Genomic DNA, 18,764 nt, shown 5'->3' on the forward strand with positions numbered 1-18,764 from the left:
CAAAAGCTTGGGTGCCTGTGACGAACGGCGCTGCCTCCGCCGCACGCATGAACAGACAAAAATCCTTTCAAATCAACGGCTTGCGATAAATCGCACGAGGATTCTCCGGAGCGGAAGGGCAGTGGCACGCATGTTGCCCCTTGTGACCATCCAACCAACGAGGAGGCCTCTCACATGACCGCGTCGCAGACATCGATTCCATCCACTTCCGGAGCCGTCAACAACGACGTTGCACCGGTGGTCATCGCCCAAGCCACGGTGACCCCCATCGCTCCGATGGGATCGTCCACAGTGCCGCCGGTCGCCGCCTCCGGGCCGTCCAGCATCGGGTCGCTTTCCAATGCCACTCCCGGCACCGCGCTGATTCGCGACGGCGTCCGGATTCCCGTGGACGGCAGCCACGCCCTTCTCACCGGCGACCGCGTGCTGGTACCCGAAGGTGGCCAGGCCAACGTGTTGTTTCCTGGCTCGCCTTCCAATAAGGCGCCGTTGGCCGGCGTCTTTACCGGCGGCACCGACGCAACGCTCGGATCGACCAAGCTGCCGGGCGGCCTCGAGCAGGTGAACGTCGACGTCGCCACGGGCGACCTCAAGATCACACCGCCCGACAACGATGCCGACGCAGCAGCTGTCGCCGTCACGAAGGCGCACACCGGCGCAGCCGGTATCGGCCTGGGTGAATTCGCCCTCGGCGCGCTCGGAGCAGTCGCGCTCGGCGCGGCATTGGGCGGCGGTGGCGGCAGCGACGGTGGAACGGTTCCGTTCTTCCTTGGCAGCGGGGGCGGTACGGGCGGCGGTCTCGACGATGGAGACAGCGACAGCGACAGTGATGCTGACGCCGACGCCGATGCCGATGCCGACGCCGATGCCGATGCCGATGCCGATGCCGATGCCGATGCCGATGCCGATGCCGATGCCGATGCCGATGCCGATGCCGATGCTGATGCTGATGCTGATGCTGATGCTGATGCTGATGCTGATGCTGATGCTGATGCTGATGCTGATGCTGATGCTGATGCTGATGCTGATGCGGACGCTGATGCCGATGCCGATGCTGATGCTGATGCTGATGCTGATGCTGATGCTGATGCTGATGCTGATGCTGATGCTGATGCTGATGCTGATGCTGATGCTGATGCTGATGCTGATGCCGATGCGGACGCTGATGCCGATGCCGATGCCGATGCCGATGCCGATGCCGATGCCGATGCCGATGCCGATGCCGATGCCGATGCGGATGCGGACGCTGATGCCGATGCGGACGCTGATGCCGATGCGGACGCCGACGCCGACGCCGATGCCGATGCCGATGCCGATGCCGATGCCGATGCGGACGCCGACGCCGATGCCGATGCCGATGCCGATGCCGATGCCGATGCCGATGCTGATGCTGATGCCGATGCTGACGCTGACGCTGACGCCGATGCGGACGCCGATGCCGACGCTGACGCCGATGCCGATGCCGATGCCGACGCCGACGCCGATGCCGATGCCGACGCCGACGCCGACGCTGACGCCGATGCCGATGCCGATGCCGACGCCGACGCCGACGCCGACGCTGACGCTGACGCTGACGCTGACGCTGACGCTGACGCCGATGCCGATGCCGATGCCGATGCCGATGCCGATGCCGATGCCGATGCCGATGCCGATGCCGATGCCGACGCAGACGGCGATCACCTCCTCGACCCGGGCGATGACCTCACCGGCGGCTTGATCGGCTCGACCGATGACAACCTGGGCCTGGGTGGTTCACTCACGCCGGTGCCGGGCGTCATCGATGGCGCGACCGACCTGATCGATGACATCGTGTCTCCGATCCTGGGCGAGGAGTTCACACGGGACGATCCGAACCAGTTCGATCCGGTGGACGATTTCACCGAAACCGTGGTCGACAGCGTGGACGGCGTGGCAGCGCCCATCGTCGATGCCCTGCTAGGCGAAGGCGCCACCGATGCACTGGTCGGCCAGGTCGACCACGTCACCGACGCGCTTCAGAACGGCCTGGACAACCTCGTGGGCGAAAACGGCATCCTGGGCGGCGCGACCACGGCCCTCGGCCTTGACGGTGTCCTGGAAGACCTCGTGGGCGATGGCGGCGTCGTCGAGAACGTGGTCGAAGGCGTGCTGGGCGAGAACAGCCTGCTGAGCGGCCTGATGGAAGAAGAAGGCCTCGTAGGCGGTCTGCTCGCCGAAGACGGCCTGGTCGGCAACCTGCTGGGTGAAGACAGCGCGGTCGGCGGCCTGCTGGGCAACGTGCTGAGCGACGAAGGCGTCGTCGGCGGCCTCCTGGGTGAAGACGGCGTGCTGGGCGGCCTGCTCGGCGGGCCGCTGGGCCAAGAGGGCCTGCTTGGAGGCCTGCTCGGCGGCGACGGCGCACTCGGCGGCCTGCTGGGCGACGACGGCCTGGTCGGTGGCCTGCTGGGCGGAGAAGGCACGCTCGCCGGCGTGCTGGGCAGCGAAGGCCTGACCGGCAGCCTGCTCGGCCAGGACGGCGTGGTGGACAACCTGCTCGGCGTGAACGGCGTCGTCGGCGGCTTGATCGAAGGCAGCCCGCTCGGTGGCCTGCTGGGCGGCGAGGACGGCCTGCTCGGCGGCCTGACCGATGGCGTGCTGGGTGACGATGGCCTGCTGGGCGGCCTGTTGGGCGAAGACGGCGTGGTCGGCGGCTTGCTGTCCGAGGACGGCGTGCTGGGCAACCTGCTCGGTGGCGATCTCCTGGGCGGTGATCTGCTCGGCGGCGACCTGCTGGATGGCGTGCTGGGTGAAGACGGCCTCGTTGGCAACCTGCTCGGCGGCGATCTCCTGGGTGGTGATCTTCTCGGCGGCGACCTGCTGGACGGCGTGCTGGGCGAGGACGGCCTTCTCGGCAACCTGCTCGGTGGCGATCTTCTGGGTGGTGATCTTCTCGGCGGCGACCTGCTGGACGGCGTGCTGGGCGAGGACGGCCTTCTCGGCAACCTGCTCGGTGGCGATCTTCTGGGCGGTGATCTGCTCGGCGGTGACCTGCTGGACGGCGTGCTGGGCGAGGACGGCCTTCTCGGCAACCTGCTCGGTGGCGATCTTCTGGGCGGTGATCTGCTCGGCGGTGACCTGCTGGGTGGCGTGCTGGGCGAGGACGGCCTTCTCGGCAACCTGCTCGGTGGCGACCTGCTGGACGGCGTGCTGGGTGAGGACGGCCTCGTTGGCAACCTGCTTGGTGGAGACCTCTTGGGCGGTGACTTGCTTGGCGGCGATCTGCTCGATGGCGTCCTCGGTGAGGACGGCCTGGTCGGCAATCTGCTCGGTGGTGACCTCTTGGGCGGTGATCTGCTCGGCGGCGACCTGCTGGGAGGCGTGCTCGGCGAAGACGGCATCGTCGACAACCTCCTCGGTGGCGACCTCTTGGGTGGCGACCTGCTCGACGGTGTGCTGGGCGAGGATGGCCTGGTCGGCAACTTGCTCGGTGGCGATCTCCTGGGTGGCGACTTGCTCGGCGGTGATTTGCTGGACGGCGTGCTGGGCGAAGACGGCCTGGTCGGCAACCTGCTCGGCGGCGACCTCCTGGGTGGTGATCTTCTCGGTGGTGACCTGCTGGACGGCGTGCTGGGCGAGGACGGCCTTCTCGGCAACCTGCTGGGTGGCGATCTGCTTGGCGGAGACCTGCTCGACGGCGTGCTGGGTGAAGACGGCCTGGTCGGCAACGTGCTCGGTGGCGACCTCCTGGGCGGTGACCTGCTCGGTGGCGACCTGTTGGGTGGCGTGCTCGGCGAAGACGGCCTGGTCGGCAACCTGCTTGGTGGCGACCTCCTGGGAGGGACCATCGCTCCGATCACCAGCCAGGTCGATCAAGGGCTTGGCGGCAGCGGAACGCCGGTTGCCAGCATCCTGGACAGCCTGCTGGGCTGATCGACGATCCGGCCACCGTCCTTCTTCGAGAGGAGCGGTGGTGGATGCTTCTGAAAAGGGACGGGCCTTCGCGGCCTGTCCCGGACAAGCCCGCGCCGATCCGGCTCAGCGCAACGCTGCCGGATCGGCGCGGCGTACTTCCATCACGCCATGCGCGGTGGCCTGCTCGTAGACGGATGGCACGCGCGTGGCCAGGTGCAGCAGGATGCGCGGCGCGCGGGTCTTGACAGACCATCGGAGCAGAATGCCGCCCGCCACCAGCGGCCCGCCTATCCATGGATGGCCGGCCAGCGCCAGGGCGATGCCCGGGCCGATGAGGGCAATCGCCAGCGGCAAGGCGTACGTCCGGTGGGACACGAAGGCCACTGCCAGCGCCGGATTGACGATCACGCGAAAACGCCCTTGCGGCAGGCCTTGGCGGAATTCCTCGAAAGGGACGTATTCGGCCGTGTCCCGCATTTCGCTCTGATTGTTCATGCGCTGCATTCTGACGCGGTGTTCATCCGCGCCCCGCCTGCTTCAGCGAGGCCGCCGCCAGTTCGATCATCCGCTTGCCGAGCACCGAAGGCGCGAAGCCCTCGTGCGCGAGCGCGAAGATGCCGAGCGTCGGACTGCCGACGATCGGCCGGAAGTCCAACTCGTCGCTTCGACAGGCGCGCGCCGTCAGATCGTCCACGATCGCAATGCCCGCGCCGCAGGCTGCCAGCGCACAAGCCATCTGGCCGGACCGCACCTCGACCGATGACGCCGCCTCCACCTGGCTGCTGGCGCACCAGTCGGCAATGATGCGGCCCTGCGGCGTGTCCCGGCTGAACGAGATCAGGCGCTCGTTCAGCACGTCGCGGGGGCGCAGCAAACGTTTCGACGACAGTGCATGGCCCCTGGGGAACACGCAGACAAGGCGCCACTGTCCGATCGCTTTCGATGCCAGCAGCGCGTTGTCGGTCGGGATGGTCGAGATCGCGAGGTCTGCTTCGCGGCGGATCAGGCGGCCGAGCATTTCGCGGGTCGGCAGTGTCTCCAGGTAGATCCTGGCCGCGGGATATTCGCTTGCCAGCGCCGCCACGGCGCGCGGCACGGCGACCAGCGCGGTGCTCGGGCTGGCCAGCACGCGCAGCGACAGCCGCGCGCCCGACTTGAGCTCCTCGGCGCGTTCCGTCACCCGCCGGATGCCGCCATACACCTCGGACACTTCTTCGTGGAGGGCCTGCGCTTCCGGGGTCGGCAGCAGCCGGCCCTTCTTGCGCTCGAACAGGCGCAGGCCCAGCTGCAGCTCGATGTGCGCCAGCATGCGGCTGATGCCCGGCTGCGACACGTGGAGCAGGCGCGCGGCGTCCGTGACGGAGCCGGCCAGCATCACCGCGCGAAATACCTCGATCTGTCTCAGGTTCATCTGGCCTCCGGATAACACGATGTTATGGGAACGCCAGATCTTGGTATTGGCTGGCAAAGGCGCCGCTTCCTATGATCGATCGCATGGCCCCCAGATGAGAGACAAGCGAATGACCGAACACCTTCCAACAATGAACCGGCGCGCGGTGCTTTCCACCGTCGCACTTGCCCTTGCCGCCGCCCATGCAGGACGCGGCCTGGCTGCACAGGCCTGGCCGAGCAGGACGGTGCGCATCATCGTGCCGTTCGCGCCGGGCGGCGGCGCCGACAGCTCGGCGCGCGTGCTGGCCGAAGTGCTGGCGACTCCGCTGGGGCAGAGCGTCATCGTGGAGAACCGGCCGGGCGCCGGCAGCGCCATCGGCGTGATGGCCGCCGCGCAGAGCAGGGACGGTCACACGCTGCTCATGGGCAGCAACAGCATGGTGATCAATCCGGTGCTGAATCCGTCGATCAGCTACGACGTGGCGCGCGACTTCGACCCGGTCGGCATGGTGTCGGCGCAGCCGCTGGTCCTGGTCGTGCCTGCGTCCTCGAAGATCGCCAGTTTTGCCGATCTGGTCGCCGAAGCCAAGGCACAGCCCGGCACGCTCACCGCCGGCAACAGCGGCAACGGCACGCTGGCGCACCTGACGGCCGAGCTGTTCGCGATCCAGACGCAAACAACGATCACCAGTGTTCCCTACAAGGGCGAGAGCGCGCTGGTGCCTGACCTGATCGGCGGGCTGGTGTCCTGCGGGTTCCTGAACCTGCCCAGCGTGATCGCGCACATCCGCTCGGGCCGCCTGCGTGCGCTGGCCGTGTCCTCGCCAGCGCCGGTGGCCGCGCTGCCGGGCGTGCCGACACTGCGGTCGCTCGGGCAGCCCAGCCTCGAAGTGCAGGGTTGGGCAGCGCTGCTCGCGCCGAAGGGCACGATTCCCCAGGAAGGCCTCGCCCGCCTGGAAACGCTGCTGACGCAGGCCCTGGCGACCGATACCGTGAAGACTCGCTTCGCGTCCTTGAGCGTGGAGCCCGTCGCGAGCGGCCGAGAGGCCACGGCGCAGTACCTGAAAGCCGAGGGTGCGCGCTGGCAGCAGGTGATCAAGGCACGCGGCATCAAGGCGGATTCGTGATGGAAGACAAAAGCTACGGCTATCGCATCGCATCGGTGATCGACGCAGATGTAGTGGTCTGCGGCGGGGGCGTTGCCGGTGCGATGGCGGCGGTTGCGGCCGCACGCGCCGGTGCTTCGGTGGTGCTGGTCGAACGCCACGGCTTTCTCGGCGGCAATGCCACGGCCGGTGCCGTGGCGCAGTTCAACAGCTGGCAGACGGCCAACGGCCGCCGGGTGATCGGGGGCCTGGCCGACGAAGTCGTAATGCGGCTCGGCCGTTACGGCGGCGCCGGCGAGCACGCGAGCTTCGTGATGTCGACGGGCCACAGGATGGACCGCGTCGAATACGCGCCCGAGGTACTCAAGCTGGTACTGGACGACATGGTCCAGGAAGCCGGCGTGCGCCCGCTGCTGCACGCCAGCGTGCTCGACGTCCGGGTGACAGGGCGGCGCATCGATGCCGTGCATGTGCTGACCAAGAGCGGCGTGGTCGAATTGCGCGCACAGGTGCTGATCGACGCGTCCGGAGACATCGATGCACTGAAGCGCGCGGACGCTGCTTTCCTCGAACTCGATGATGGCGAGGCGCTGCAGCCGGCCACGATGATGTTCCGCTTCGGACCGATCGACTTCGCACGCTTCGAAGCCCTTTCGAAGACCGAGATCGCGGTCCTGGCGCGGCGCGGCTACGACGAGGGGCAGCTGGCGCGCGCCGCGCTGCACGCGAGCCGCGATCCGTTCAGCACCGACGCCTGGTTCAACATCGGCCGCCTCGGCATCGACGCCACGGATGCGATGGCGCTGGGCGCCGCCGAGATCGATGGCCGGCGCCAGGCCTGGAAAGCGGCCCAGTACCTGCGGCGATGCGTGCCGGGCTGCGAAGCAGGCCAGCTGCGCGCTTTCGGCACGCAGGTCGGCGTTCGCGAAACGCGCCGCATCGTCGGCGACCATGTCCTGACCAGCGAGGAACTGCTGCGCCCGGAGCAGTTCCCCGATGCGATTGCCGCCGGTGCATATCCGATCGACATCCATCCGGCTGCCGGCGGAGAACTGCGCTACGAAGGGCTCGGCGGCGACCACGCTTACCAGATTCCTTACCGCAGCCTGGTTCCGGTCGGTTTCGACAACGCACTGGCGGTCGGGCGCGGCGTCTCGGCAACGCACAGCGCGCACGCCGCGATCCGCGTCATGACCATCTCGATGGCCGTGGGCCAGGCGGCCGGTGCGGCGGCTGCAATGGCCGCGCAGCCGAAGCAGGGCGGGCGCGTTCGTGCGGTGTCGATGCCGGCACTGCGCGAGCGTCTGCTCAGGGACGGGGCCAAGCTGGCCTGACACGTAGGGTCTGCGACACGGAATGTTGCTTCGACATTCCCTTTTTTGTCGGCCGCTACCGCGACAACCATGTCGACTACATGCTGCGCAACGCCCAGGAGTACGGCGACACCTCCGCCTGCGCCATCGTCTTCAGTGCCGGAGGCAGCGTCCAGAACTCGATCAGCACCGATGGCGGCCAGTTTGCGCCCCTGTCGGCCCAGTACCTTGCACGGGGCGGTGCCGCCTTGAAGTAGGGCGGGCGACGGGGGCGTGATGGCCTCACAGCTTCGCGAGCGGCACCCGCAGGTCGGCGAGCTGCGCCGCATCGACGCTGGTGCGGCGCTCGATCAGCCGCCGCGCAAAGCGCAGGTCGCGCGCGGCATTGGGGCCCAGCGCCGCAACGACCTTGCCGGCGTCCAGGAAGAACATCACGAAGCTGCTGGAATTCCGGTCGCCGCGCACGACCACATCATGCGCCGGCGTGGGCATGCCGAAGATCTGCAGGTTGATCTCGTACTGGTCCGACCAGAACCAGGGCAGCGGCTGATGGTTCACTGCGATGCCGAGCGCGGCGCGCGCGGCGGCAATGCCTTGCTCCTGGGCGTTCTGCCACGATTCGAGCCGCATCCGCCGCCCCGCCCATTCGCAGTGCCATGTGGCCACGTCTCCCGCGGCCAGGATGTCGGGATCGGATGAGCGGCACTGCGAATCGACCAGGATGCCGCCATCGCACGCCAGGCCCGCCTCGCGTGCAAGTTCGTCGTTGGGAACCAGGCCGACACCGGCGAGGACCGCGTCGCATTCGAGCGCGCGCCCATCGGTGAATGACGCCGTGAGGCCGCCTCGCGCGTTCTGCGCCAGGCGCCCGATGCCCGTGCCGAGCCGAACGTCCACGCCATGCGCGGCATGGAGCTGCAGCAGGTAGCCGGAGATTTCCGGTGGAACGGTGCGCTCGCACAGCCGGCCCATCGCTTCCACCACGGTCACGTCCAGGCCTTTCTTCCGGGCCGTTGCGGCCACCTCGAGCCCGATCCAGCCGCCCCCGACGACGAGCAGCCGCTTGCCGGCAGACAGCGCGGCACCGAGCGCCGCCGCATCCCCGATGCTGCGCAGGGTGAAGACGCCGGGCAGATCCGCGCCGGGGATATTCAAGCGGCGCGCCCGGCCGCCGCTGCACAGAATCAGCTTGTCGTACGAAACATGCGCGCCACGCGTCAGGTGGAGCTGCTTCGCCGCCCGGTCGATGAAGGTCGCGCCGACATTCGGCCGCCAGTCGATGCGAAGCGCGTCGAAGGCTTCCGGTTTCAGCAGGTGGGTCGTGTCCGCATGCGCGTCCCCGGAGAGCACCGCCTTGGACAGCGGCGGACGTTCGTAGGGACGATGCGGCTCGTCGCCGATCAGCACCACGCGTCCCGCGAAACCCTCGCTGCGCAACGTCTGCGCGGCCCAGCCGCCGGCCTGGCCGGCGCCCACGATGGCGATGGTCTCGGCGTTCATGGCTTCACTCGAGCGAGAGGAACACGCGCCCCGCGTCGATCCTCACGGGGTACGAGCGGATCGCCTCGGTCACCGGCGCGCAGGTCGGCTTTCCATTGCGCACGTCGAACTTGCCCTGGTGCAGCGGGCATTCGATCTCGTGCCCTTCGAGAAAGCCCTCGCACAGGCGCGCATGGCCGTGGGTGCACACGTTGTCGGTCGCGTAGATCCGGCCGTCCACGTTGTAGAGCGCGATCTCGCGCCCGCCGACCTGCATGCCGACGACATCGTCGGCGGGCACTTCATCGACCGCTGCGGCCTCGGTCCATTGGAAATCGCTCATGGCTGGCCTCAGAGGGGATAGATGACGGAGTTGGGGATCATTTCGCTGTCGTAGATGACCTGGCGCGAGGCGAACTTCAGTCCCTCGGCGGTGCGTACGACCACGTCGATGTAGCGCCCCACGCTGAACACGCTCGAGAGTTCCGAGAGCTTGGTGCGGAACACCGCGTAGTTGGCCTCGCACTCGAAGCGGTCCGCCTCGGCCTTCAGCACGAGCGGTGTGCCGACGACGTGGCGCTGGTAGTAGGGATCGTGGAACAGGGTCTCGCGGATGCCGTAGACGCGGTCCTTCAGCATGCCCTTGCTCTCGAACGACAGCGTGGCCAGCGGAAAGCCGCGTTCGTGGTTCTCGCGCGGCTGCAGGCGGTAGCTGCAGTCTTCCGTGAAGAATTCCGGCCAGAGTTCCCACTGGCCGGAACTCACCGCCTGGGCGTAGCGGGCGTAGAGCTGGGTCAGCTCGAAGTAGTCCTGGAAGTTCATCTCAAGCCTCCATGACCTTGCGCCAGTATTCGTACATGCCCCGGATCAGGGTCTCGGTGACCATGTGGTCCGTGTCGCCGACTTCGCGGCCGCCGAGCTCGGCGAGCGTGCGGTGGAATGGCTTCTGCTCGAAGCCCTTCTGCGAGAGCTCGATCACCTCCCCGTCGTCGGCCGAGACGAAGCCCGCCGGTCCGAAGAGATTGGCCTGGCGCAGCCGCCGCTGCGTCATCGCGTCGTCGTCGTCCTCGAAACCGAAGTGGGTCCAGACGAAATCGAAGGCGCCAGGGCCGCTCGGCTGGATGTGCCGGGTCGAGACGCTGTTGACCTGCTGCTGGAAGATCACGCTCGGGAACAGCGTCATCATCACGGCCGTCGGGCCGCGCCACCACGGCTCGGGCACGATGTCCAGGAAGCGGTCGTCGTTGAGCTTCATGCTTTCCTTGAAGCTCGACACCTGGGTGACCTGGTCCGCCTTGCCGCTCGCGCCGCGGGTCGAGATCATCGCGGCGTGCCGGTGATGGCGGTCCATCTTCAGCTGCGACTTGTTGTCCGCGCGCCAGAGCCCGAAGGTGACGAACCACGTGTGCAGCAGGCCCGGGTGGTACGGGTCCTTGATGTTCTCCTGCATCAGCTTCCAGTTGCCGGGAATGCGCTGGCGGTTGTAGCCGAGGATCGTGAGCTTGCGGCCGTTGAAGAGCCGGTCGAAGTAGCCCAGGATTTCCGGGCCCATGAAGTCCTCGAGCGATTCCACCTGCGCATCGAAGGACGCGAACACGACGCCGCCGCGCGTGGCGACCCGGAGCTTGTTGAGGCCGTGGTCGGCCGGCTTGAAGTCGGCCGGCATCCCGCCGTTGACCTTGCCGTCCTGCTTCACGCCTCGGCGAAAGGGCACCCCCTGCAGGTCGCCGCCGAGCGAATAGTTCCACTGGTGATAGGGGCAGGTGAACCCGCCGGCCTTGCGGTTGCCGTGCCGCTCGCGGCAGAACTGCATGCCCCGGTGCGCGCACACGTTTTCCACCACGCTGATGGAATCCTCGGCATCCCGGACCATGATCACCGAGCGCTCGCCGATCACGGTGCGCTTGAAGTCGCCGACCTCCGGAATCTCGGCCTCCAGGCCCACGTAGCACCAGTGGCCCCGATAGAAGAGGCGCTCGAGCTCGCGCCGGTGCTGGTCGGCGTCGGTGTAGGCCATGAAGGGAATGCGGCTGGTGCCCTTGCCTTCCCAGCGGATCTGCTGCGGAAAGACGGCGGATGTGTCGTCCATTTTTTGTCTCCTGTGCAGCCGCGTCGTTGGGGCCGCTCGTCTCGTGGTCCCCCATGATCGGCAGTTCGAGGCTATCGTTCAATAGAATGTGCCGAATACTTCATATAGATTTCGCGAATGGGGACGCCGTGGAGCTCAAGGACATCGACCTCAACCTGCTGGTGGTGTTCAACCAGTTGCTGATCGACCGGCGGGTGTCGAAGGTGGCGACGAATCTCGGCCTGTCGCAGCCGGGCGTGAGCAACGCGCTGGCGCGCCTGCGCAAGCTCACCGACGACCCGCTGTTTCTTCGAACGCCCAAGGGCATGGAGCCGACGCCCTTCGCCGAGCAGCTGGCCGCGCCGACCGCGAGCGCGCTGCAGACGATCCATGCCGCCATCAACCAGCGGACCTCGTTCGATCCGGCCACCTCGGCGCGCGCCTTCACCATCGGCATGACCGACATCGGGGAGATCTATTTCCTGCCCAAGCTGATGAAGGAGCTGGCGCGCGTGGCGCCGGGCCTGTCGATCAGCACCGTCCGCAATACGGCGGTCAATCTCCAGGACGAGATGGAGTCCGGCCACGTCACGCTGGCCATCGGCCTGCTGCCGCAGCTCAAGAGCGGCTACTTCCAGCGGCGGCTGTTCAAGCAGCACTACGTCTGCATGTTCCGCCGGGGGCATGCGCTCGACAAGCGCCAGATCTCGCTGGCCGAGTTCTCAAGGGCCGAGCACGTGGTCGTGGTCTCGGAGGGAACCGGCCACGGCAAGGCGGACGAGCTTCTCAGCCGCAAGAAGATCGTGCGCAAGGTCGTCCTGACCGTGCCGCACTACGTGGCGGTCGGCCATATCCTGCACGGCTCCGACCTCGTGGCCACAGTGCCCGAGCGGCTCGCCCAGGCCCTGGCCGAACCGTTCGGCCTGTCCCATGTGCGGCATCCGGCCAGGCTGCCCGAGATTGCGATCAGCCTGTTCTGGCACGGCCGCTATCACCGGGACCCCGCCGTTGCCTGGCTGCGCGCCTTGATCGTGCGGCTTCATGGGGAGGGTGGGCCGGGTTGAGCTTGCGCCGGCGCCGGGTGTCTTTCAGCGCACGGCCTCTGGTGGCAGGTAGATCCTCGCCAGCCCCTTGGCAATCGCCTCCACGATCTGCTCCTTGCGCAGCCCGATGTGCGCCTTGAGCGCCTGCTGCGCCGCCGCCTCGTCGCGCGCCTGCAGGGCCTTGAGGATCTGCTGGTGTTCCTTCTGCGTGGCGCTGCGTCCCACGTTCTCCATGTCGATCCAGCGGATGAAGCGGATCCGTTCGTTGAGCACGCCCAGCATGCGGCGCAGTTCCTGGTTGCGCGCCATGTCCGCGATGCGCAGGTGGAATCCCTCGTCGAGTTCGACCAACTGCTCCACCGGCGTGTCCGGCGCGGCCTTCTGGCTGGCGGCCAGGTAGGCCTTGGCCTGGGCGATCTCCTCGTCGGTGGCCCGCTGGATCGCCAGCGACAGGCAGGCGCTTTCGACGGCCACGCGGGCCTCGTACAGGTCGAGCGTCTCCTGGACATCGAGCGGCCGCCGAACGAAGCCGCGCGACGCAGGCAGCAGGAAGCCGTCGTTCACCAGGCGCGCCAAGGCTTCGCGCACGGGGGTGCGGCTCACACCCAGGCGCTGCGACAGCTCGATCTCGCTCAGGCGCTCGCCGGGCTTGAGCTGGTAGGAGATCGCCATCTTGCGCAGCGCCTCGAGAACACCCGAGCCGCGTTCGCGGCGCATTTTGGAGATGGGCGCGGATGCCCCGCGCCTGCTTGTGCTTGGCATGTTTTTAAGTATACTGAAATGAATTCTTAACTGGTCACGATCCGCTGGAGCTCATCGAGAATGTCTTCCACGAACGGCGCCGATGCGATGGTGCGCATGCTGCAACTCAACGGCGTCAAGCACATCTTCGGATTGTGCGGCGACACCAGCCTTCCCTTCTATGACGCGCTGGCGCGCCTGGACCACGGCATCGACCACGTGCTCACGCGCGACGAGCGCAGCGCGGCCTACATGGCCGACGCCTACGCGCGCGTGACGGGCAGGCCCGGCATCTGCGAAGGCCCCAGCGGCGGCGGCGCCACCTACCTGCTGCCCGGCCTGGTGGAGGCCAACGAGTCGGCCATCCCGGTGCTGGGCATCACCTCCGACGTGTCGGTGGGGGCGCGCGGCAAGTTTCCGTTGACCGAACTGGACCAGCAGGCGCTCTACCAGCCGCTGACCAAGTGGAACACCACCGTCGACCGCGTGGACCAGATCCCGCATGCGGTGCGCAGCGCCTTCCGCGCCATGGTCACGGGCCGGCCGGGCGCCACGCACATCTGCCTGCCCTACGACGTGCAGAAGCACGCCATCGATCCCTCGCAGGTCTGGGCCCAGCCGGGACACGACCGCTACCCGGCCTATCGCTTCGCGCCGGACCCCGCCGAGGTCGAGCGCGCGGCGGCCATGCTGGCGGCGGCGCGCTGCCCGGTCATCGTGTGCGGCGGAGGCGTGGTCATCTCCGGCGCCCACACCGAGCTCGAGACGCTGGCCACCCGGCTGAATGCACCCGTTTGCCTCACGATCAGCGGCAGCGGCAGCCTGCCCGGCAGCCATCCGCTCAATGCCGGCGTGATCGGCACCAACGGCGGCGTGGAGGCCACGCGCGACGTGATCGGCCAGGCCGATCTGGTGCTCTTCGTCGGCGCGCGCGCGGGCTCCACCACCACCGAGCACTGGAAGATGCCGGCGCGCGAGGTCGCCATCCTGCACCTGGACATCGACCCAGGCACCATCGCCACCAACTACCGGACCGACGTCGCCCTGGTGGGCGATGCGCGCCTGGGCCTGGCGGCGCTGGCTGACGCGGTGCATGCGCGCAGCGCGCAGCGCCCGGCCGATGCGGTCGACGGCCGAGCCGTCGTGGCGCGCAGCCAAGCGCGCAAGCAGGCCTTCTTCGCCAGCCTGGCGCACTCTGCCGACCGCCCCATCAAGCCCGAGCGCGTGGTGGATGCGCTGAACCGCCTGTTGCCGGCCAAAGCCGTGGTGGTGGCCGACCCAGGCACGCCATGCCCGTACTTCGCGGCCTATTTCGATGCGCCGCAAGCGGGCCGCCACTTCATCACCAACCGCGCCCACGGCGCACTCGGCTTTTCCATGGCCGCCGGCGTCGGTGCCGCCTTCGGCCGGCCCGACGCCATGGTGGTCTCGGTCATGGGCGACGGCAGCTTCGGCTTCACCTGCGGCGAGATGGAAACCATCGTGCGGCGCGGCGTGCCGCTGAAGATGATCGTGTTCTCCAATTCGGTGTTCGGCTGGATCAAGGCCAGCCAGAAGACGGGCTACGAGGCGCGCTACTTCTCGGTGGATTTCGACCGCACCGACCACGCGCGCGTGGCCGAGGCCTTCGGCGTGAAGGCCTGGCGGGTCGAGGACCCGGCCGAGCTGGAGCCGGCGCTGAAGGCGGCACTGGCGCACGACGGCCCGGCGCTGGTGGACGTGATCTCGCAGCAGCTGCAAGACACGGCCGTGCCGGTCAGCCAGTGGATGGGCTGAGCCGCCGCTTCACCGCGCTCCAGGCTTCACGTGCAGCATTGATGAAAGGCCAACAGAAGATGCAGATCCGATTCAACAGACGCCAGGTCCTGGCGGCCGCGGCCGCCGCGGGCTTGTGCGGCGGCGCGGCGGCGCAGTCCTCGGACGCGCCGCTGCACATGGTCGTCACCTTTCCGCCCGGCGGCAGCACCGACATCGCCGCGCGCATCATGCAGCCCGAACTCGAAAAGCGCCTGGGCCGCCCGGTCGTGGTGGAGAACAAGCCCGGTGCGGCGAGCCAGCTGGCCACCAACTACGTCGCCAAGTCGGCGCCCAACGGCAACACGGTGCTGGTGAGCTTCGACACGCATGCGATCAATCCCATCGCCAAGGCCAGGCTGCCCTACGACACTTTCAAGGACTTTGCCGGCATCACCCTGGCGGTACGCTTTCCGCTCGTGATCGGCGCCTCGGCCTCCGTGCCGGCCAAGGACCTGCGCAGCTTCATCGCCAGTGCACGCAAGGAACCCGCGCGCTACAGCTACGCATCCACCGGCGTGGGCTCCATGAACCACCTGGTCATGGAAGACATCAAGCGCCGCGCCGGCATCTACGTGCTGCACGTGCCCTACGGCGGCGGCGGACCGGCGGTGCAAGCCGTGCTGGGCGACGTCTCGCAGCTCACGCTGCTGAGCTACGCCGCGCTCAAGGGCCAGATCGCCGCTGGCAAGATCAAGCCGCTGGCCGTCACCGGCGCGAAGCGCCTGCCCGAGCTGCCGGACGTGCCCACGGTGGCCGAGTCCGGCTTCCCGGGCTTCGAGGCCTATTCATGGATCGGCATCTTCGCGCCCGCGGGCACGCCGGCCGACAAGCTGTCCACGCTGACCGAGGGATTCCGCGCCGCGCTGCGAGCGCCCGAGGTCCACGGCAAGCTCACCCAGGCAGGCTTCGAGGTCATGGCCACGGACGGCGCCGGCGTCGACAGGCATGCCCGCGCCGAGTACGAGCGCTGGGCCGCCTTCGTGCGCGAAACCCGGCTCAAGCTGGAGGAGTGAAACCATGGCCATGGCGCTGGACCATGTGGTGATCGCGGTGGCCTCGCTGGAGCAGGCGATGGCCGACTACCGGCGCGCCGGCTTCACCGTGGCCGCGGGCGGCAGGCATCCGGGACGCAACACCGCCAATGCGCTGATCGTGTTCGAGGACGGCAGCTATCTGGAGCTGATCGCGTACTCGGCGCCTTCACCCGAAGAGCGCTGGTGGCGCGTGCTGGAGGCGGCGGGCGAAGGCCTGGTCGACTTCGCGCTGCTGCCGCGCGACATCGATGCGGCCGCGGCCGATGCGCGCGAACGCGGCCTGGTCGAACTCACGGCCGTGCCCGGCGCGCGGAACCGGCCCGATGGCGTGCGCATCGCGTGGAGCTCGGCGCGCCAGCAGCGCCATGACCTGCCGTTCCTGTGCGCCGACATCACGCCGAGGTCGCTTCGGGTGCCGGAAGGCGAGGTCCGGCGCCATCCCAACGGCGCAACAGGCATCGCCGCCGTCCAGGTGATGGTGCGGGACGTGGCGGCCAGCCTGGCGCGCTACCGCATGCTGCTGGGCCCCGAGGCCGTGGAGGCCGGCGTCGTGCGGCTGCAGGGCTGCGAGATTGCGCTGCATGCGGAGCAGGACAGGGCACGCGGCGAAGGGCCGGGCGCGATCACGTTGTCGGTCGATGCGCCCCGCGAGGGCTTGCGGTTCGACCCGGCGCTCACGCACGGGGTTGCGATTCACGTCCGGTAGGCATTTTTGGCCCGTGAGGCCCTCATGGTTACCGCGACGGCTTCAACAGATCTGGATCTGCCAAGCCGTGCAGACTAGATGGGGCTCAACCCCGCCGGCTGGTTCCCGGGCCTGAACCGACCTGGCGCGGCAAGCGAGGCGCCCCTGCGTGGCTGAAGCTACCATGCAGCTTTTGCCCAACCGCCTGCCAGCGCCGCCTGTCGCATTCCCACATGCCGAACACTCTTGCTTCCGACTGCCAGCTTGGCCAACGTCTGGCCATGCAGTACGGCGTGGACGCGGTGCAGTCGCTCGTGAGCAGGACGCGCCGGGGATGCGAACTGGGCGTTGCGCGCATGCACTATGAGTTGCCGCACCTGTTCGTGCTGGCGCCTCTGCCGGCCGAAGACGCCTTCCTGCTGAGCGTGGAAATCAATCCGGGCGGCAGCCGGCGCATCGTCCGGGACGGCGATTCACGCCAGCTGGGCCTGCAGCGGGAAGGCGCCCTCCACATCGCCGACCTGTCGCAGCGCGCGTCGGCGTATGTCAGCAGCCCGTTTCACTCGATGTTCTTCCACCTGTCGCGCGCCGCGCTCGATGCGTTCGCCGAAGAGATGGAGATGCCCCGTCGCGTCAACGGGCTGCGCTGCGATGCCGGCGCGCTGGACCCCGTGATCGCCAGCCTGGGCCGGGCGATGCTGCCCGTGCTGATGCACCCGCAGGAGGCGAGCCGGCTGTTCGTGGATCATGTGGCGCTGGCCTTGAAGGCGCACGTGGTCCATGTCTACGGCGATGTGGGCGGCGCCGCGCCTGCACGGACCCGGGGGCTGGCGCCCTGGCAGGAGCGCCGCGCGAAGGCGTTCCTGATGCAGCACCTCGCGGGTGACGTATCGCTGGCCGATGCGGCGCGCGAGTGCGCGCTGTCGCGCAGCCACTTCAGCAAGGCCTTCAAGCAGACCACCGGGCAGACGCCGCATGCCTGGCTCGTGGGCCAGCGCATCGAGGCGGCGCAGCGCCTGCTGCAGGACCCCGCGCGCTCGATTGCGCAGGTGGCGGTGGCTTGCGGTTTTGCCGACCAGAGCCACCTGACCCGCGTGTTCTCGGCCCGCACGGGCACCTCGCCGGCACGCTGGCGCCGCAGCCGGGCCGACTGAAGCCCCTGCCGCTGCAAGCATCCCGCGGCAGCGGGGGCGAACTCTGTCCGGCGCATGTGAGACAAGCCCCAAAACGATGATCGAAAACTTCGATCATTGCCGCCAAAAAGTTTCGCCAACAGGCCCTCGTTGAGCGAAGAAGATTCAGCCCTAGCTCGGAGATTTCCTTCGAGACCTGTTTTGAGTTCAATCGAATTCATCGAATCAGAAAGGCTTGAATCATGTTGGAAATTCGCAATGCCGACGACCGCGGACTCGCGGACTTCGGCTGGCTGAAGTCTCGCCACACTTTTTCCTTCGGCCATTACCACGACCCGGCGCAGGAAGGTTTCTCGGATCTGCTGGTGATCAACGACGACCGCGTGCATCCGGGCCGCGGCTTCGGCACCCACCCGCACCGCGACATGGAGATCTTTTCATACGTGCTCGAGGGTGCGCTCGAGCACAAGGACTCGATGGGCACGGGCTCCGTCATCCGCCCCGGCGACGTGCAGATGATGAGCGCGGGCACCGGCGTGCGCCACAGCGAGTTCAACTCGTCGGCCACCGACCCGCTGCACTTTCTGCAGATCTGGATCACGCCGAATGCCAAGGGCGTCGCGCCCCGCTATCAGCAGGTGCATTTCGCGCCGGAGGAAAAGCGCGGCCGGCTGCGGCTGATCATTTCGCCCGAAGGCAGCGACGGCTCGCTTGCCGTGCATCAGGACGCCCGCGTCTATGCGGGCCTGTTCGACGGCGACGAAGCCGCATCGCTGGTGCTTGGAGCGAATCGCCATGCCTATGTGCATGTGGCGCGCGGCAGCGTCGAGGTCAACGGCCAGCGCCTGGGGGAGGGCGACGGCGCGCGCGTGCGCCACGAAGACCGGATCGGCCTGGCGCGCGGCGAAGGTGCCGAGGTGCTGGTGTTCGACCTGCGGCCGAACGAGTTGCCTTCCTTCTGACAACCCTGGGCGCCTTTGGCCAGCGCGGACGGCAAATGTCCAAACCGCCTCACTAATCGACAAGACATGCGTCCTCGCAGAAACGAAGATGCATGGCGCGGCGAAGCCCCCCTTTTTTTATCGTCAACACACGGAGAGTCC

At 67.9% G+C, this 18,764-nt stretch carries 17 protein-coding genes and 1 pseudogene; 11 read left to right on the forward strand and 7 right to left on the reverse strand.

From position 1 onward, the window contains the following. Positions 1-174: 174 nt before the first annotated feature. A pseudogene (locus EJO66_RS33410) lies at positions 175-1,086 on the forward strand (hypothetical protein); the annotation flags it as partial. A gap of 627 nt (positions 1,087-1,713) precedes the next feature. Beyond that, positions 1,714-3,888 carry a hypothetical protein gene (locus EJO66_RS33415; RefSeq protein ID WP_420856705.1) on the forward strand — a complete coding sequence of 725 codons (2,175 nt, stop codon included), beginning with the start codon at positions 1,714-1,716 and terminating at the stop codon, positions 3,886-3,888. Between the two features lie 105 nt (positions 3,889-3,993). Here the strand turns inward: EJO66_RS33415 and EJO66_RS26395 are convergent, their stop codons facing one another. Next, positions 3,994-4,365, reverse strand: coding sequence for a hypothetical protein (locus EJO66_RS26395; protein WP_240648795.1), 372 nt, complete (start codon positions 4,363-4,365; stop codon positions 3,994-3,996). A 22-nt stretch (positions 4,366-4,387) separates the two neighbouring features. Beyond that, positions 4,388-5,281: a LysR family transcriptional regulator gene (locus EJO66_RS26400; RefSeq protein ID WP_125966599.1), complete on the reverse strand. Its 894-nt coding sequence runs from the start codon at positions 5,279-5,281 to the stop codon at positions 4,388-4,390. Between the two features lie 109 nt (positions 5,282-5,390). On the opposite strand from EJO66_RS26400, the gene EJO66_RS26405 reads away from it, so the two are divergent. The 3 genes from EJO66_RS26405 (at position 5,391) to EJO66_RS26415 (ending at position 7,938) form a co-directional block, all read left to right on the forward strand. Further along, positions 5,391-6,389 (forward strand): Bug family tripartite tricarboxylate transporter substrate binding protein, encoded by a 999-nt coding sequence (locus EJO66_RS26405; RefSeq protein ID WP_125966600.1) that lies wholly within the window; start codon positions 5,391-5,393, stop codon positions 6,387-6,389. After that, complete coding sequence (locus tag EJO66_RS26410; RefSeq protein WP_125966601.1) at positions 6,389-7,702, forward strand: FAD-dependent oxidoreductase; 1,314 nt, start codon at positions 6,389-6,391, stop codon at positions 7,700-7,702. Before EJO66_RS26405 ends, EJO66_RS26410 begins: the two co-directional genes overlap by 1 nt. A gap of 80 nt (positions 7,703-7,782) precedes the next feature. Further along, positions 7,783-7,938, forward strand: coding sequence for a hypothetical protein (locus EJO66_RS26415; RefSeq protein ID WP_240648797.1), 156 nt, complete (start codon positions 7,783-7,785; stop codon positions 7,936-7,938). Positions 7,939-7,963: 25 nt separating this feature from the next. On the opposite strand, the gene EJO66_RS26420 is transcribed toward EJO66_RS26415, so the two are convergent. The 4 genes from EJO66_RS26420 to EJO66_RS26435 are packed head-to-tail and all read right to left on the reverse strand — an operon-like array spanning position 7,964 to position 11,249. Continuing rightward, positions 7,964-9,181: an NAD(P)/FAD-dependent oxidoreductase gene (locus tag EJO66_RS26420; protein ID WP_125966602.1), complete on the reverse strand. Its 1,218-nt coding sequence runs from the start codon at positions 9,179-9,181 to the stop codon at positions 7,964-7,966. A gap of 4 nt (positions 9,182-9,185) precedes the next feature. Continuing rightward, positions 9,186-9,503, reverse strand: a complete 318-nt coding sequence (locus EJO66_RS26425) for a non-heme iron oxygenase ferredoxin subunit (protein ID WP_125966603.1) — start codon at positions 9,501-9,503, stop codon at positions 9,186-9,188. Positions 9,504-9,511: 8 nt separating this feature from the next. After that, the gene (locus tag EJO66_RS26430; protein ID WP_124961666.1) at positions 9,512-9,982 is read right to left on the reverse strand and encodes an aromatic-ring-hydroxylating dioxygenase subunit beta; all 471 of its coding nucleotides are present in this window, start codon (positions 9,980-9,982) and stop codon (positions 9,512-9,514) included. Between the two features lies 1 nt (position 9,983). Beyond that, complete coding sequence (locus EJO66_RS26435) at positions 9,984-11,249, reverse strand: aromatic ring-hydroxylating dioxygenase subunit alpha (protein ID WP_125966604.1); 1,266 nt, start codon at positions 11,247-11,249, stop codon at positions 9,984-9,986. A 128-nt stretch (positions 11,250-11,377) separates the two neighbouring features. On the opposite strand from EJO66_RS26435, the gene EJO66_RS26440 reads away from it, so the two are divergent. Further along, positions 11,378-12,292 (forward strand): LysR family transcriptional regulator, encoded by a 915-nt coding sequence (locus tag EJO66_RS26440; RefSeq protein ID WP_124961664.1) that lies wholly within the window; start codon positions 11,378-11,380, stop codon positions 12,290-12,292. A gap of 24 nt (positions 12,293-12,316) precedes the next feature. On the opposite strand, the gene EJO66_RS26445 is transcribed toward EJO66_RS26440, so the two are convergent. Continuing rightward, positions 12,317-13,033 (reverse strand): GntR family transcriptional regulator, encoded by a 717-nt coding sequence (locus EJO66_RS26445; protein ID WP_124961663.1) that lies wholly within the window; start codon positions 13,031-13,033, stop codon positions 12,317-12,319. Positions 13,034-13,093: 60 nt separating this feature from the next. Here EJO66_RS26445 and EJO66_RS26450 point away from each other — a divergent pair, with 60 nt between their 5' ends. The 5 genes from EJO66_RS26450 to EJO66_RS26470 all read left to right on the forward strand — a co-directional run bounded on the left by EJO66_RS26450 (position 13,094) and on the right by EJO66_RS26470 (position 18,623). After that, on the forward strand, positions 13,094-14,788 hold the full coding sequence (locus tag EJO66_RS26450) for a thiamine pyrophosphate-binding protein (RefSeq protein ID WP_125966605.1): 1,695 nt from the start codon (positions 13,094-13,096) through the stop codon (positions 14,786-14,788). Positions 14,789-14,847: 59 nt separating this feature from the next. Further along, positions 14,848-15,822, forward strand: a complete 975-nt coding sequence (locus tag EJO66_RS26455) for a tripartite tricarboxylate transporter substrate binding protein (protein WP_185738408.1) — start codon at positions 14,848-14,850, stop codon at positions 15,820-15,822. 4 nt (positions 15,823-15,826) lie between these two features. Beyond that, positions 15,827-16,549 (forward strand): VOC family protein, encoded by a 723-nt coding sequence (locus tag EJO66_RS26460; protein WP_124961660.1) that lies wholly within the window; start codon positions 15,827-15,829, stop codon positions 16,547-16,549. Positions 16,550-16,761: 212 nt separating this feature from the next. Beyond that, positions 16,762-17,682 carry an AraC family transcriptional regulator gene (locus tag EJO66_RS26465; RefSeq protein ID WP_125966606.1) on the forward strand — a complete coding sequence of 307 codons (921 nt, stop codon included), beginning with the start codon at positions 16,762-16,764 and terminating at the stop codon, positions 17,680-17,682. A gap of 221 nt (positions 17,683-17,903) precedes the next feature. Further along, positions 17,904-18,623, forward strand: coding sequence for a pirin family protein (locus EJO66_RS26470; protein ID WP_124961658.1), 720 nt, complete (start codon positions 17,904-17,906; stop codon positions 18,621-18,623). Positions 18,624-18,764 lie beyond the last annotated feature (141 nt).

Source organism: Variovorax beijingensis, assembly GCF_003951285.1.
GTDB lineage: Bacteria > Pseudomonadota > Gammaproteobacteria > Burkholderiales > Burkholderiaceae_C > Variovorax > Variovorax beijingensis.

What these genes read in the sequence shown, in the direction of transcription:
- EJO66_RS26395 (WP_240648795.1), bottom strand. Translation starts at nt 4,365, where the DNA reads ATGAACAATCAGAGCGAAATGCGGGACACGGCCGAATACGTCCCTTTC.
- EJO66_RS26400 (WP_125966599.1), bottom strand. Translation starts at nt 5,281, where the DNA reads ATGAACCTGAGACAGATCGAGGTATTTCGCGCGGTGATGCTGGCCGGC.
- EJO66_RS26405 (WP_125966600.1), top strand. Translation starts at nt 5,391, where the DNA reads ATGACCGAACACCTTCCAACAATGAACCGGCGCGCGGTGCTTTCCACC.
- EJO66_RS26410 (WP_125966601.1), top strand. Translation starts at nt 6,389, where the DNA reads ATGGAAGACAAAAGCTACGGCTATCGCATCGCATCGGTGATCGACGCA.
- EJO66_RS26415 (WP_240648797.1), top strand. Translation starts at nt 7,783, where the DNA reads ATGCTGCGCAACGCCCAGGAGTACGGCGACACCTCCGCCTGCGCCATC.
- EJO66_RS26420 (WP_125966602.1), bottom strand. Translation starts at nt 9,181, where the DNA reads ATGAACGCCGAGACCATCGCCATCGTGGGCGCCGGCCAGGCCGGCGGC.
- EJO66_RS26425 (WP_125966603.1), bottom strand. Translation starts at nt 9,503, where the DNA reads ATGAGCGATTTCCAATGGACCGAGGCCGCAGCGGTCGATGAAGTGCCC.
- EJO66_RS26430 (WP_124961666.1), bottom strand. Translation starts at nt 9,982, where the DNA reads ATGAACTTCCAGGACTACTTCGAGCTGACCCAGCTCTACGCCCGCTAC.
- EJO66_RS26435 (WP_125966604.1), bottom strand. Translation starts at nt 11,249, where the DNA reads ATGGACGACACATCCGCCGTCTTTCCGCAGCAGATCCGCTGGGAAGGC.
- EJO66_RS26445 (WP_124961663.1), bottom strand. Translation starts at nt 13,033, where the DNA reads ATGCCAAGCACAAGCAGGCGCGGGGCATCCGCGCCCATCTCCAAAATG.
- EJO66_RS26450 (WP_125966605.1), top strand. Translation starts at nt 13,094, where the DNA reads ATGTCTTCCACGAACGGCGCCGATGCGATGGTGCGCATGCTGCAACTC.
- EJO66_RS26455 (WP_185738408.1), top strand. Translation starts at nt 14,848, where the DNA reads ATGCAGATCCGATTCAACAGACGCCAGGTCCTGGCGGCCGCGGCCGCC.
- EJO66_RS26460 (WP_124961660.1), top strand. Translation starts at nt 15,827, where the DNA reads ATGGCCATGGCGCTGGACCATGTGGTGATCGCGGTGGCCTCGCTGGAG.
- EJO66_RS26465 (WP_125966606.1), top strand. Translation starts at nt 16,762, where the DNA reads ATGCCGAACACTCTTGCTTCCGACTGCCAGCTTGGCCAACGTCTGGCC.
- EJO66_RS26470 (WP_124961658.1), top strand. Translation starts at nt 17,904, where the DNA reads ATGTTGGAAATTCGCAATGCCGACGACCGCGGACTCGCGGACTTCGGC.